This window comes from Oleiphilus sp. HI0128, assembly GCF_001635365.1.
Genome location: NZ_LWGG01001097.1, coordinates 13511 through 27595, shown reverse-complemented (window position 1 = coordinate 27595; position 14085 = coordinate 13511). Strand labels below are relative to the sequence as shown.

The window sequence follows — 14085 nt, the reverse complement described above, 5'->3', positions numbered from 1 at the left end:
AGCTGGCCTGTTTTAATTGGCTGAAATCAGAGACTAAAAAAGCATTATTATTCAAAGTTTGGAATGACCTATATCCAAGGGTTGATTCAGTTTTAAAGGAAAGCCCGAGCGAACTGTTTGCAGGAACGAGTAATTCTCTAAACAACATTTTGGCTTTTGGGGAATATAAGCCGAATGCCTGGCTTGATCTGATGATTAAGTCTTGTGATGAAATCAACTCAATCGAACAGTTCAAGACAACAGGCGTTGTTTGTGCTTGGTTGGCGGGATTGGCTCAGTATAGAGAGATAGCGCTGAAAAAAATCAATGAGCTACCAGACCGAGTAACCAGAAAACTATTTAAGCTCTCTGACAGTCACGATCTGAATTACCACTTTGATCAATTAAAAACGAGTAGATGGTTTGAACCTCAACAAATAAAGACAAGCACAAACGGTACGGAGATTCGTGAAAAATACCGCGTTGGCAAATGCAGCCTTGTTGGCGGAGATTTTCCGTTGCCACCCAAGATCTTCGTTGAAGGTGACCAACTGTATGTTCTTTCTGACACGCATATTTGGAGACTCTATGCCGATTCATTTGGGGCGACACTCATTCCCAGCGATAATCTACAACCTGAAGACCTAAAACAAATAGATCAACAGATAAGTTACAACCCAAAACTCATATCGCTCGGCCGTTTCAGCGACCTTACAGATATCAATTCGGTCGCACAACTTGACGATACACTCGTATTTACCTCGCCGGAGACTTTCTCAGTCATCATTACTGAGTGTTCGGGATCTGCGGTCTTGAATACAAGTAAAGGTCGCTCATCATGATAACCGACGAGTCGCTTTTAGAGCGTTGGCAGTCATCCTGGAGTGAAGCGCTTGCTTTGTGGAGTCGCTATACACAATTAAGAAACCCACTTTTATGTGAGACGCATCTAGAAGCTTCAAAACAGGGCTTATCTGGTAGCTTTGCCATGATCCGTTTGAATGATCAGGCTGTCGTAGTTGATTTAGAAGCGATCACCAAATACAAGCTTCAAGACTATGCAGTTGAAGTGCTTGCTCACGAGATTGGTCACCATATTCTTTCGCCAGCAACACTCACAGATCATGCCCGTATGATAGCGAGAATCCATGTCTGCCTTCCTACGTTAGAGAACCAGGCAGGTATGGTCGCCAACCTGTATTCAGACCTACTAATTAACAACCATCTCCAGCGTCAGTTTGGCCTCAGAATGGACGAGGTCTACAAGCGAATAGATCAAGGGGGATCGAATAGCCGAGTATGGCATCTTTACATGCGTATCTATGAGCATCTATGGCAGCTTAAATCGGGCTCTCTAGGAGGGCAGTCGGATTCTGATGCCATGGAGGGAGATGCATGGTTGGGTGCGAGAATTATAAAGGTCTATGCAGAGGATTGGCTTAAGGGGGCGTCTAGATTTGCGTCCCTCTTATTGCCTTACTTGGCTGAAGAAAAAAATACGGCAGATCAGATAGCCAAGTTAATGGATACAAAACATGCTGGAGCCGGGCAGTTTCCTTCCGGCTTGATCAATAAGGATCAGGGTGAAATGGATAATATTCACCCATCAATGGATCCAGATTTGATCGGCGATGCGAGCGCAAATGAGGCAGGAGCAAGGGAATCTAACCTAGGTGAAAGCTCACAATCAGATGGCAATGGCCAGTATCGTGAACCATTCGAGTATGGGGAAATTTTAAAATCCGCAGGTATCGACCTATCAGATCATCAAATCGCAGTGCGTTATTACCGTGAGCGCTCAATACCACATCTGGTTTCGTTTCCATCAAAGAGGCAGCTCGTGAAAACCGAACTTATTCCGGAAGGAACAACTCTTTGGGAACCGGGGGAGCCAATTGAAGATGTGGACTGGTTTAGCTCAATGTCCATGAGTCAAAAGGTAATACCGGGTGTTACCACCGTTAAGCGAGAATGGGGATTTGACGAGGGTGCAGAGCCAGAGGTAGAACCTTGCGATTTAGATTTATATGTAGATTGCTCTGGCTCAATGCCAAACCCACAACAAAATACGTCATACACGACGATTGCTGGCGCTATTCTATGCTTGTCAGCACTGAGAGCCGGTGCTGCAGTTCAAGTCACTTTATGGAGTGGCGCAAGGCAGTTCAAAACCACCAATGGCTTTGTAAGGAACGAAGAGTTAATTCTCAATGTTTTGACTGACTACTTGGGCGGCGCAACAGCATTCCCGATACATATTCTAAGAAAGACCCACATAGAGAAACCAAGGACTAGAAACTCCCATATTGTGATTTTGTCGGATGATGGCGTCACAACACTTTTTGACACGGATGAAAAAGGTAACTCAGGCTGGGGTATATCTAAGCAGGCATTAGAGAATGCAAAGGGCGGCGGTACGATGGTGTTAAATTTACACTGGGATTATCCCTTGCCACCTAACAATAAATGGATGGCGGACCATGATGCCGCTTTAAAGCAAGCCGAGGCTCAACAAGGTTGGGATATATTCCCGGTGACGTCTTGGGAAGCGATGACTGATTTTGCTCGGGCATTTAGCAGAAAACACTATGAGGGAGCAGAATAATGACTCAACTCATAACTCGTAGCAATGGTAGTGCCGAAGGCCCCGATATCAACGTATTGCACCATCGGCTAACCGAGTTCCCTAAAGAATTGTTAAACCCTCAATTACCACCTTACTTTTATGCTCTAGTTCATGATGCTCTATATGATTTAAGCACCTCAGTGCGAGCATCAGAACTCACTCGTTTTAAACGGCCTTATGAGCAATGTGATTGGTATCGCGCAACGATGTTGATCGCGTATTTTTTAATGGATAACAGCTTTAAGGGCTTTAGGTTTGAACTGGCTCTTCTGTTGGATGCCTTTGAAAACACAGCTAAAGAACTGGCCCAAGCTGGAACCAACAAGGTATACATCAATGATGTTGATAGAAGAGAAGAGTTTATTCGAGTTGTACTGTCTTCCATAAACCTGCGACCAAAAGGAGAGACAAACAACCAAGCTGAAGATAGATTACAAGCGGTTAGCTCGCTGGAAAGAATGAAGGTTCTCAAAGCCGCGAAAGTAGCAGAGCAAAGAGCTCACGATCTTCGAGTTGCTTTAGCTAAACAAAAAGCCAAAGAAGCGGCTGACAAGATGACACGGGAATAATCATGCAAGCAGCGCCCTGGAATGATTATGAGCGTATGCCAAATTTAGACGAGTCTGGAAGTGCTCGTCTTAAGCACTTGGTTGATCAGCCTCATGCGCCAATATTCAGGAATCAATCAGGTCATCATCTGGCTCAACATGAGCTAGACGAATTAGGTCATTTTACCCGTGAAGAAACCAATCTTAATGCTTCAGCCTGCGCCGGCGAAAATAAATGGATCGATCCTTTTCTAGGAAAATGCCTTGAGAGTGTTCCTTTCTATAAACATTACGATAAAAGCGTCCAAAGATTCGAAGACTATCCAACAATTGATCGTTCAGATTTGAGTGTAAGTATCACTGATTTTGTGCCTGATCATTTGCCTCTTGATCGGATAATTGCTTATGAAACATCCGGTACAACTGGGCACGCGTTAACGATACCATCTCATCCCATCGTCGCAGCAAGATACAGCGCTTATCATAAGAAAGCTCTATTGTGGAATTACGTGGATACGGGAGAGTTCCGAAGTGATCTCGCTGTTATCTTGGCAGGGTTTCAAGAGAGTTGTTTCACTTATGCGTCTGTGTCTCCCTATCTGAACAATAAAGCGTTGTTGAAGTTAAATTTTCATCCAAACGATTGGGGTAGTCCTGATGATCGGGAGCTTTACATCGACCTCAACAAACCAGACCTTATCTCTGGCGACCCAATATCTTTGTCAGAACTTTCAATGATCCCGTTTAGGCATCGGCCGAAGGCAATACTCAGTACGTCAATGACTTTGTTGAAAGCAGTTCGGGATGATTTTGAATCTCGGTATAAGTGTCCGATCTTAGATTTATATTCTCTGAATGAGGTTGGGCCAGTAGGTTGCAGTGTGCCCGGCAAAGAAGGCTTTCGACTTCTTCAGTCAAAACTTCTAGTCGAGATCCTTGATGCCAATGGCAATCCGGTTGATTGCGGAGAAAGAGGGGAGATTGTTTTGACCGGTGGGTTTAACGATTATCTGCCGTTGATACGTTATCGCACCGGTGATTTTGGAAGACTCGAGCTTGAAGACGGGCATTGGTACATCAGAGATCTAGAAGGGCGGCCGCCGGTTCAGTATAAGACTAAAGATGGTGTATGGCTTAACAATGTTGATGTCACGCATATGCTACAGAAATTTCCATTATCTCAGTTTTCTTTGCATCAATATGCAGAAGGTACACTGACTATAACTTTGCCGAATGAGACGTATTCGGATTCAATTAAACAGTTATTGGAAACTAAGCTTGGCCAACAGGTTCAGATCAATCTGTTTGAGAAAGTAAGCAGCGATAAAAAAATAATTCAATATTCAAGTGATTTAAGGAACATATTTTGATTAGCTATTTGGAATGGTCTGCAAACGCAGTATTTGTTATCAGCGTCATATTGGCAGCGAGAAACAATGTAAACACGTGGTGGACTGGTATCATAGGCTGCGGCTTGTTTGCCGTTCTGTTCTATCAGGTCAATCTCTATGCAGACGTCACGCTGATGGTGTTCTTCATACTCACGAGCATCTATGGCTGGATGTATTGGGGGGCTAAAAAACAATTACACCCGATTCAGCGAACCAAAATGACAAATTTCGTTTCATTCATAGCAGCTGCAGTCTTAGCAACCTTAGCCTATGGATGGCTTTTGCATGAGATGACGGATGCGTACGCGCCATTTATCGATTCAATTGTTCTCATGTTTAGCGTTCTTGCGCAGTTTCTTTTGATGAAGAGAAGGCTAGAGACATGGGTTTGCTGGTTGATCGTAGATACCGTCGCTGTCCCGCTTTACTTCTCCCGAGAGCTTTATCTGACGGCGTTTGTGTACGGCTTGTTCTGGTGCAATGCGTGGTATGGGCTGTATTCGTGGATAAAAATATACAGGAGTGAAAATAAGGGAGAAAAGACTTGGCAACAAAGCCCTTTAAGCGCGGATTAGTCGTTGGAAAATTTTCACCTCTTCATAAAGGGCACGAGTATCTAATACAAAACGCATTTAATCAGTGTGAAGATGTTGTCGTCATCAGCTACTCAAGGCCTGAGTTTCCATCCTGCTCTGCCAAGATAAGAGAGCATTGGATAAAATCAGTTTTTCCATCCGCTAGCGTTCTGTGTGTTGATGCTGCCACGGTCGAGTCTTGGCGAGCTCATAGCGCTTGGAATCTTCCAATGCCCAGCAATAGTGAAGCTGACCATATGCATCGGCATTTCACCTATCGACTTCTTTCATACAAGTTTGGTTTGGAAGTTGATGCAGTCTTTACGAGTGAAGAATATGGGGATGGCTTCGCTCAATTTCTGAGTGATCCAGCGACTGGTTTTGGTTCTCCTGTCGAGCATGTTTGTGTCGACCTCAACAGGGAAACTTATCCGGTAAGTGGCTCACTTATGCGTTCTACTCGGAACCAAGACAATGGGCTAATCGATCAATCTGTCCAAGCTGACTTTAGCGTCCAAAAGATTGTTTTCCTAGGGGCTGAATCAACAGGTAAATCAAAGCTATCTCGGCTTCTCTCTGAACAATTTAATGAGCCGCTGGTTGAAGAATACGGCAGAGATTTATGGGAAGAAAAAAATGGCGACCTTACGCCAGAAGATCTGATAGATATTTGCATTACACAGACTCATAAAGAGGATCTCGCTCAGAGACAGGCGAGACGGTATATCTTTTGTGATACTTCTCCTGTTACAACGCTTTGCTATTCACATGCACTTTTTAAGCAGCGCTGTAATATAATAAGCGCTTTCGCTGAACGCCCATACCATCATGTATTTTTATGTGAGCCAGACTTTCCATTGGTCCAAGACGGCACCAGAAAAGATGAAGACTTCAGGTTCTGGCAGCACAGCTGGTATTTAGAAGAGCTAACGAAGTGCAACGTTGCATTTGAAATCTTAGGCGGTTCGTTGGAATCTAGAATGAACCGCGTCATCGAACTCCTGCCGGAGTAGCAGCATGGGCCTATTGTTTGTTGGTTATCTGGAAGCAGTTGTGCAGAAATATCGATTCGCATTTTGGAGTTAAACTCAAGAAATCGTTTGCCTTTAATTTTGAATAAAATGGAGAAGATTGAAGAAGTAAGCAATTTGTACGAGCGTTATATGCAGGAAGAAAATGAGATGCTAAAGGAATTGTTGCGCAAACAGCTATTATCAATGACTGAAACTGCATGCGAATATTCAGGAATGGTCGATGAAATCTTATCGAGAAAGGGAATTGCAAACGTTTAACTAAAAAACGAAGACAAAGCTAAATATTAGCTATTTATATATAAAACAATTGGATATGTGATTTTTCGGCTGAAAGTCCGCCAACTTTTGTCTTCGTTTTATTCAGCATGTCTTCGTTTTAATTCACTCGGTACAAGCTAAACACTCTCACCCGCAGCAACACCAGAAGCCCAGGCCCACTGAAAATTAAATCCGCCTAGCCAGCCAGTGACATCAAGCACTTCACCGATAAAATATAAGCCTGGCTGGGTTTTACACTCCATTGTTTTGGAAGCAATAACATCGGTGTCGACACCGCCCAAGGTGACTTCAGCGGTCCGGTAGCCTTCTGTTCCGGCGGGTTTTAGTGTCCAGTTGTTTAGGTGAGTGGCAATCGATCTAATGGTGCTGTCGGTAAATTCGCCCATCGGTTTTTCTGCTTCAGCTTTCCAAAATAGAGCTTGTAGTTCTAAACAAAAGGCTTTGGAGAAATGTTCAGACAATATATTCCTGAGAAGAGATTTTGGCTTCGATGACTTGAATTCAAGTAGTGTGGCTTCAACATCTAGATCAGGTAACAGGTTGATATGAATAAGGTCGCCTTGCTTCCAATAGTTGGAGCATTGTAGGGCAACAGGGCCGCTAATGCCGCGATGAGTGAACAGCATGTTCTCTCGAAATGTGGTGCCGTTGGTTTCCATTGTCACGTCAACCGCTAACCCTGATAAGCGTTCAGTAAGCGCTTTGGTTTGATCGGTGAAAATGAAAGGGACTAATCCCGCTGAACGTTCTTTGAGAGGCAGGTTAAATTGTTCGGCAATATCGTAGCCAAAGCCGCTTGAACCTAGTGTAGGAATGGATAGGCCACCGGTTGCGATCACCAAGGAACGGCAGGTGAAAACACCGGCGTTAGAGCGAAGTATATAGCGCTGCTCATCACTTTCGTCTAGGGTTTCGATAAACTCCACCTGGCATTTGGTTTTGATCTCGACACCGGCGTCGCTGCACTCATCGAGTAGCATCTTCAGAATATCTTTTGCTGAATTATCGCAGAACAGCTCGCCATGAGAGCGTTCATGATAAGGGATGCTATGTTTATCGACCAGGCCGATGAAGTCCCATTGGGTGTAGCGCGCAAGGGCAGATTTTACAAAGTGAGGGTTGCTGCAAAGATAGTTGCTGGGCTCTACATAGTAGTTGGTAAAGTTGCAGCGGCCGCCGCCAGACATCAATATTTTCTTGCCGACTTTATTGCTGCTGTCGAGAACCAAAACGCGCTTGCCAAGTTGACCGGCTGTTAGTGCGCACATTAAACCTGAGGCACCCCCGCCAATAATAATGGAGTCAAAGTGAGGGTGTTTGCTCATTGTTTATATATTCGGGTTTTGTTCTTCGAGAAGATAGTTTTTAAAGTGATGTTCGCCATCTTGATCGACTTTCAGATACCAAACATGCTTGTCCCAGTCACCTAATACGATTCGTACAGCTGGTAAGCCGTTTGCTTCGACTTCGTGAATCATTGGGCGATGAGTATGCCCGTGTATCATGTGTTGAACCTTATGTGCTTCAAGTTCACGAATCACCTCTTCAGGCGTTACGTCCATGATCTCTGTGCTTTTATCCTGGTTATTCGCTTGGCTCATTGCTCGAAGTTGCTGAGCTGTGATTTTTCGCTCTTCAATCGGGCGCTTTAAGAAGGGAGCCAAGAAAGCGGGGTTACGAATGGTTGCTCTGAATTTCATGTAGCCGGTATCAGCAGTACAGAGGCTATCGCCATGCATAAGCAGTGTTGGTTCGCCTGCTACGTCGATAACACATGGATCATCAAGTAGGGTGGCGCCAGTTTCTTGTGCGAAAACATCGCCTACTAAAAAGTCACGATTACCGTGCATAAAGAAAAGTTGGCAACCTTGCTCACTGAGGGCTTTGAGGCGCTGTTTTACTTCAAGCTGAAGTTCGGTGTTTTCATCGTCACCAATCCAACTTTCGAAGAAATCACCAAGAATATAGAGCTTGTCAGCATCGTTTTGAATAGAGTCGAGGAATAAAAAGAAAGCCCTGATAATATCAGGGCGTGACTCTTCCAGATGCAGATCTGAAATAAAATAAGTGCTCATGACGAGGTCTTATTCACCATCTTCAGCTGCTTCACCTTCAAGAACGCTAGCTTCTTCAATGATCACGTCTTCAACTGGCACGTCTTGGTGGCCAGCTTTAGTCGTGGTCTTAACGCCTTTGATCTTATCGACAACGTCTTGACCTTCAACGACTTCACCAAATACTGCATAACCCCAGCCTTCCATTGTTTCAGCCGTATAGTCTAGGAACGTGTTGTCTTTAACATTGATAAAGAACTGTGCAGACGCTGAGTGAGGGTCCATAGTACGAGCCATGGCAACGGTGTAGTTCTTGTTGCTTAGACCATTGTTTGCTTCGTTCTTGATAGTTTCACGGGTAGTTTTCTGGTTCATGCCTGGCTCAAAACCACCACCTTGAATCATGAAGTTACTGATCACTCGGTGGAAGATAACACCGTTGTAAAAACCTTCTTTAACATACTGCTCGAAGTTTTTAGCAGTCACTGGCGCTTTTTCGAAATCTAACTTAAGTGTGATATCACCGTGGTTGGTTTTTAATAAGATCATGAGTCTTGGCTTTCCTGTTGATAATGTAGAAGAACTTGTTCAGGCGCATTGTATATAAATTGGCTTTGAATCGCTATGGCTTCGGTGATAGTTAAAAAACTGAAAAAATACTCAATTATTAATGACAAAATTGATCTGAGTTATTGCTCTAATTTATTAATCGCTTTATCGTTTAGGCAGAATATAAAAGAATAGGGTGCACAATGAGTAGTGGAATGAATATGAGTACCGATGCAGGGAATATCTTTAAAAAAGCCTCTCTCTATAAAGGGGTACATAAGCAGATTCGACAAAAGGTGAGTCATACCATTGATATGCCCTCGTCGCTTTCTTCTGTGATTACCTCCGATTGTGTTAACGAGGCTGACCCAGAATCAGTTGGTATGACCAGAGAAGGCGTTGAGGCGATTTGGAAATCGGTGGAGGATATTTATAGCACTGCGTTGTACCCAGGCGTTTCAATTAGTATGCGCCGACGAGGAAAAGTAATACTTGATCGTGCGATTGGTCATGCGGTTGGTAATGGTCCTGACGCACAAGAAGGTGATGCTCGTGTTCTTATGCGTCCTAATACTCCTGTCTGTTTGTTTTCCGCTTCTAAGGCAGTTACGGCTTTTTTGATGCACCTGCTTTCTGAAGATAAACTCGTTCATCTGCATGATCCTATTAGCTTCTATGCACCGGAGTTTGGTAAGAATGGCAAAAAGAATGTCACGATTCACGAGGTCTTGTCCCACAGAGCGGGTGTTCCTGGATTACCGAAAGGTGTTCCCCCTGAAGTCTTGTGGGATAACGATGAAATCTGGCGCATCTTGTGTGAGACCAAGCCTCAGTCTTCAAAAGGCAACCGGTTGGCATACCACGCCTTGACGGGTGGCTATATTCTTGAACGTGTGGTTAGGCAGGTTACCGGAAAAAGTATTCAAGACTTCTTGGATGAGCGTGTCAGAAAACCGATGGGCATGAAGTATTTCCGCTATGGTGTGGAAGAGCGCTATGCTGATCGGGTGGCCGATAATCACGCGACAGGCGTTAGGCCTTTCTATCCTATTTCGGCTTTAATTGAGCGGGCATTGGGTGGATCGCTTGATATGGTTGAAAGTGTAACTAATGACCCACGTTTTAAAAAGGCGGTTATTCCTGCTGGCAATATTATGGGAACCGCAGAAGAGATAGGCCGCTTCTTCCAAATGCTGTTGAATAACGGTGTATGGGAAGGCAACCGCGTATGCCACCCAATGACGGTTAAGCGCTTTACTCAGGAATATTCCAGTATCCAATTTGATCAAACACTTATGCTGCCTATGCGCTACAGTGCTGGCTTAATGTTGGGCGGTGAGCCCTTCGGTATGTGGGGTAAACACAGCGCTCAATCATTTGGACATATTGGTTTGATCAATAAACTATGCTGGGCCGACCCGGTGCGTGATGTGTCGGTGTCTTTGTTGACGACAGGGGTTCCGATTGTAGCCAATAACATTCCGACCTTATTTAGGTTTATGAACAAGATTGATAAGCATTGCCCAAAGGGCGCGACAGTGAAATAGCTAAAACGCCACTCTGGAATCAACGGGGTCAGACTCGATTGAATTTCAATCGAGTCTGACCCCGTTGATTACTTTCTATTAGTATCGATTTCTATATAATGTCGGGTTTTATTTTTCGTCGGATTATCACCCAGCATGTCAGAACAAAACACTCCTGAAAAAGACACCGAAGTTAAGCACTTTTTACAGCAGGCTATCGAGCAGGACATTGCCGATAACAAGCATGGCGGCAAGGTTGTTACGCGTTTTCCTCCTGAGCCGAATGGCTTTTTACACATTGGTCACGCTCGTTCTATTTGGTTGAACTTTGGTTTAGCGAAAGAGTATGGCGGTGAGTGTAACCTTCGTTTTGATGACACCAACCCTGAAAAAGAAGAGCAGGCCTATATTGATGCGATTCAGGAAGATGTTAAGTGGTTAGGCTACGACTGGTCGGGTGAGGTGCGTTATGCTTCTAACTACTTCGACAAGTTTTATGACTGGGCTTTGCATCTCATCAATCAAAAATTGGCTTATGTTTGTCACCTTTCCCCTGCCGAAGCCAAAGAGTATCGTGGTTGGGCGACGTCTCCTGGTAAAGAAAGTCCTTATCGAGAGCGTACAGTTGAAGAGAATTTAGCTGAGTTCGAGAAGATGCGTGCCGGTGAGTACGATGAAGGCGCTTGTGTTTTACGCGCCAAGATCGATATGGCCTCACCAAATATGAATTTGCGTGACCCGATTCTTTATCGTATCCGTAAGGCTTCTCATCATCAAACGGGTGATAAGTGGTGTATTTATCCGAGTTATGATTTTGCTCATGGGCAGGAAGATGCCATTGAAGGTGTGACGCACTCAATTTGTACCTTGGAGTTTCAGGCTCACCGGCCTTTATATGAGTGGTTTACGGAAAACCTACCTGTTCCGAGTAAGCCTCGCCAGTACGAATTTGGTCGTTTGAACTTGAACTATACCGTTACCAGTAAACGTAAGCTTAAGAAGTTGGTGGATGACAGTGTCGTTTCAGGTTGGGATGACCCGCGTATGCCAACGGTATCAGGTATGCGTCGTCGTGGCTTTACGCCCACTGCGCTAAAAAGCTTCTGCGATATGATCCCTGTTTCAAGCAAGAACAATAGTGATATTGACGTGGCGATTCTTGAGCGAGCGATTCGTGATGATTTAAACGACAATGCTGCGCGCGCCATGTGTGTGATGAACCCTATTAAGGTGACGATATCTAACATGGCTGATAATAACGCCCAGGGTGCTGACGAATTGCTGAATGCTGCCTGTCACCCTAGTAAGCCGGAGTTAGGGAGTCGCAGTCTGCCATTTACTGAAACACTCTACATCGAGAAGAGTGATTACACTGAAGATCAAACCTTGTCGCGTAAGAAGTTCAAGCGCTTAGTCTTAGGGGATTATGTTCGCTTGCGTGGTGCCTACATTATCAAGGCCGAAGAAAGTGTTAAGAATGAGCAGGGTGAAATTGTTGAAGTGAAAGCTAGCTTGGTTGCTGACTCGGTAGGCAATAATATCGAAGGAATTAAGCCTCGCGGTGTTATTCACTGGGTATCTGCTGAGCAGAGTGTCGAGGCGGAAGTGCGTTTATATGACCGTCTTTTCAATCATGCTAACCCAGATGCGGGTGAAGAAGATTTTATGACGCATGTTAACCCTGAAAGCTTTAGTGTGATTAAGGCTTACCTTGAGCCTGATGCAGCAAAAGCGGAGCCTGAGGCGAATTTCCAATTTGAGCGAGAAGGCTACTTTGTTGCCGATCGATATGACCATAAGCCTAGTGAAGGTAAGGTCGTATTCAATCGCACAATTGGTTTAAAAGATAATTGGGCAAGCAAATAAGTAAGAGTAGATGGAGTAAAGAATATGTCATTGAAAATTTATAATACGCTATCTGCAGAGAAAGAAGTATTTAAGCCGCTTGAAGAAAACAAAGTCAAAATGTATGTCTGTGGGATGACGGTGTATGACTATTGCCATATCGGTCATGCTCGCGTGCTGGTCAGCTTTGACGTGATTACGCGTTACTTGCGCCACTCTGGCTACGACGTTACGTATATCCGAAATATCACCGATGTAGATGACAAGATCTTCGCCCGAGCGGCGGAGAATGGAGAGGCCTACGATGCTTTAACGCAGCGCTTTATCGATGCGATGCATGAGGATGAAGCGGCGTTGTCGGTGAAGTCTCCAGACCAGGAGCCGAGAGCGACGGCGCATATCCAGGAAATTATCGATATGATTCAACGTCTGATCGACAACGAGCATGCTTATGCTGCCGACAATGGCGATGTCTATTATGCGATCGATAAGTTTGAAACCTACGGTAAGCTAAGCAAGCGTAATACCGAAGAGCTGTTGGCGGGTGCGCGTATCGATGTTGAAAAGCATAAGCGTAATCCACTGGATTTTGTTTTGTGGAAAGCGGCAAAAGAAGGCGAGGCTAGCTGGGAATCCCCGTGGGGGAATGGTCGCCCTGGCTGGCATATTGAATGCTCAGCCATGTCGACTTGCTGTTTGGGTGATACCTTTGATATTCATGGGGGCGGGCCAGACTTAAAATTCCCACATCATGAAAATGAAATTGCCCAGTCTGAAGGTGCAACCGGTCAGAAGTATGTGAACTACTGGATGCATGCAGGCGCTGTTCGTGTAAACAAAGAAAAGATGTCTAAATCTTTGGGTAACTTCTTCACCATTCGCGAAGTCTTGGAAAAGTATCCGGCTGAAGTGATTCGTTACTTCCTAGTGTCTAGCCACTATCGTAGTCAGGTTGATTATTCCGAAGATAACCTGGTTGAAGCGCAAGCAACCTTGGATCGTTTATATCAGTCTTTACGTGGTTTGAGCGAGGCAGAGCTAAGTTCTGAAGCGCGCGTTGAGTCTTATCTTGAGCGCTTTAAAACAGCGATGGATGATGACTTTAATACGCCTGAAGCATTGGCCGTGATGTTTGACTTGGTTCGAGAGCTAAATGTTGCACGTACTGATGAAGGTGACAATGTTGCGGCCTTGGCTAGTACGCTTCGTTCTTTAGGTGAAGCTTTGGGTATTCTTCAATTAGACCCTGAAGATTACTTTAAAGGCGCAGCTTCGGCTGATGGTTTATCAAATGATGAGATAGATACTTTAGTTGTGGCAAGAACAGAAGCACGTGCGAATAAAGAGTGGGCGGAGTCTGACCGAATTCGTGATCTGTTGTTAGAGCAGGGCATTACCTTAGATGATAGTAAAGATGGTACCAGCTGGCGCCGCTCTTAATCACTAATAAACTCAATCGTAGGCAGAGGGTTCTACCCCTCGCTAATGCGGTGCTTCATAGAAACTTTGTGCCAGTCCGCCAGCGAGGCACGGAGACATCTGCCTACAAGTGACTGTCGAGATAGCGCGTTTGTAGTTGTAGGCGGCCCGTCTCGGGGCGCAAGTCTTTCCACGGTGTATCAGATAGCCTAGCGGTTTCGTTCGCGCGGCCGGAGGCCCCGCCTACGTGGAGTTTGGTA

At 44.8% G+C, this 14085-nt stretch carries 13 protein-coding genes; 10 read left to right on the top strand and 3 right to left on the bottom strand.

Annotated elements, in window-relative coordinates:
* From A3763_RS28880 to A3763_RS27695, 7 genes are all read left to right on the top strand, one after another.
* Nucleotides 1–821, top strand: an 821-nt coding sequence (locus A3763_RS28880; RefSeq protein ID WP_197482972.1) for a hypothetical protein, incomplete at its 5' end; no start/stop codon positions are given.
* Nucleotides 818–2584, top strand: a complete 1767-nt coding sequence (locus A3763_RS18750) for a hypothetical protein (protein WP_068506659.1) — start codon at nucleotides 818–820, stop codon at nucleotides 2582–2584. The genes A3763_RS28880 and A3763_RS18750, both read left to right, overlap by 4 nt.
* Nucleotides 2584–3174 carry a hypothetical protein gene (locus A3763_RS18745; RefSeq protein ID WP_068506657.1) on the top strand — a complete coding sequence of 197 codons (591 nt, stop codon included), beginning with the start codon at nucleotides 2584–2586 and terminating at the stop codon, nucleotides 3172–3174. The genes A3763_RS18750 and A3763_RS18745 overlap by 1 nt, the downstream gene beginning before the upstream one ends.
* Nucleotides 3175–3176: 2 nt before the next feature.
* Nucleotides 3177–4523 (top strand): hypothetical protein, encoded by a 1347-nt coding sequence (locus A3763_RS18740; RefSeq protein ID WP_068506652.1) that lies wholly within the window; start codon nucleotides 3177–3179, stop codon nucleotides 4521–4523.
* On the top strand, nucleotides 4520–5119 hold the full coding sequence (gene pnuC / locus A3763_RS18735; protein WP_082865337.1) for a nicotinamide riboside transporter PnuC: 600 nt from the start codon (nucleotides 4520–4522) through the stop codon (nucleotides 5117–5119). Before A3763_RS18740 ends, pnuC begins: the two co-directional genes overlap by 4 nt.
* Nucleotides 5089–6132, top strand: a complete 1044-nt coding sequence (locus tag A3763_RS18730) for an AAA family ATPase (RefSeq protein WP_068506650.1) — start codon at nucleotides 5089–5091, stop codon at nucleotides 6130–6132. The genes pnuC and A3763_RS18730 overlap by 31 nt, the downstream gene beginning before the upstream one ends.
* Nucleotides 6133–6219: 87 nt before the next feature.
* Nucleotides 6220–6411, top strand: a complete 192-nt coding sequence (locus tag A3763_RS27695; protein ID WP_156495174.1) for a hypothetical protein — start codon at nucleotides 6220–6222, stop codon at nucleotides 6409–6411.
* Nucleotides 6412–6548: 137 nt separating this feature from the next.
* Here A3763_RS27695 and A3763_RS18725 read toward each other — a convergent pair whose 3' ends face one another.
* From A3763_RS18725 to A3763_RS18715, 3 genes are read right to left on the bottom strand one after another with little or no spacing between them, the layout of a single operon-like run.
* Nucleotides 6549–7757, bottom strand: coding sequence for an NAD(P)/FAD-dependent oxidoreductase (locus A3763_RS18725; RefSeq protein WP_068634576.1), 1209 nt, complete (start codon nucleotides 7755–7757; stop codon nucleotides 6549–6551).
* 3 nt (nucleotides 7758–7760) lie between these two features.
* A complete protein-coding gene (locus A3763_RS18720) occupies nucleotides 7761–8507 on the bottom strand; it encodes a UDP-2,3-diacylglucosamine diphosphatase (protein WP_068510342.1) in 747 nt (248 codons plus the stop codon).
* A gap of 9 nt (nucleotides 8508–8516) precedes the next feature.
* Nucleotides 8517–9035 (bottom strand): peptidylprolyl isomerase, encoded by a 519-nt coding sequence (locus A3763_RS18715; RefSeq protein ID WP_068510343.1) that lies wholly within the window; start codon nucleotides 9033–9035, stop codon nucleotides 8517–8519.
* A 203-nt stretch (nucleotides 9036–9238) separates the two neighbouring features.
* On the opposite strand from A3763_RS18715, the gene A3763_RS18710 reads away from it, so the two are divergent.
* From A3763_RS18710 to cysS, 3 genes are all read left to right on the top strand, one after another.
* Complete coding sequence (locus tag A3763_RS18710; RefSeq protein WP_197470058.1) at nucleotides 9239–10582, top strand: serine hydrolase; 1344 nt, start codon at nucleotides 9239–9241, stop codon at nucleotides 10580–10582.
* A 135-nt stretch (nucleotides 10583–10717) separates the two neighbouring features.
* Nucleotides 10718–12427, top strand: coding sequence for a glutamine--tRNA ligase/YqeY domain fusion protein (locus tag A3763_RS18705; RefSeq protein ID WP_068554097.1), 1710 nt, complete (start codon nucleotides 10718–10720; stop codon nucleotides 12425–12427).
* 24 nt (nucleotides 12428–12451) lie between these two features.
* Nucleotides 12452–13846, top strand: a complete 1395-nt coding sequence (gene cysS, locus A3763_RS18700) for a cysteine--tRNA ligase (protein WP_068554099.1) — start codon at nucleotides 12452–12454, stop codon at nucleotides 13844–13846.
* The last annotated feature ends 239 nt before the right edge of the window (nucleotides 13847–14085 follow it).

Excerpts from the sequence above, each read along its gene's own strand:
- A3763_RS18740 (WP_068506652.1), top strand. The coding sequence starts at position 3,177 with ATGCAAGCAGCGCCCTGGAATGATTATGAGCGTATGCCAAATTTAGAC.
- A3763_RS18725 (WP_068634576.1), bottom strand. The coding sequence starts at position 7,757 with ATGAGCAAACACCCTCACTTTGACTCCATTATTATTGGCGGGGGTGCC.
- A3763_RS18745 (WP_068506657.1), top strand. The coding sequence starts at position 2,584 with ATGACTCAACTCATAACTCGTAGCAATGGTAGTGCCGAAGGCCCCGAT.
- A3763_RS18705 (WP_068554097.1), top strand. The coding sequence starts at position 10,718 with ATGTCAGAACAAAACACTCCTGAAAAAGACACCGAAGTTAAGCACTTT.
- A3763_RS18750 (WP_068506659.1), top strand. The coding sequence starts at position 818 with ATGATAACCGACGAGTCGCTTTTAGAGCGTTGGCAGTCATCCTGGAGT.
- A3763_RS18710 (WP_197470058.1), top strand. The coding sequence starts at position 9,239 with ATGAGTAGTGGAATGAATATGAGTACCGATGCAGGGAATATCTTTAAA.
- A3763_RS18720 (WP_068510342.1), bottom strand. The coding sequence starts at position 8,507 with ATGAGCACTTATTTTATTTCAGATCTGCATCTGGAAGAGTCACGCCCT.
- A3763_RS18715 (WP_068510343.1), bottom strand. The coding sequence starts at position 9,035 with ATGATCTTATTAAAAACCAACCACGGTGATATCACACTTAAGTTAGAT.
- cysS (WP_068554099.1), top strand. The coding sequence starts at position 12,452 with ATGTCATTGAAAATTTATAATACGCTATCTGCAGAGAAAGAAGTATTT.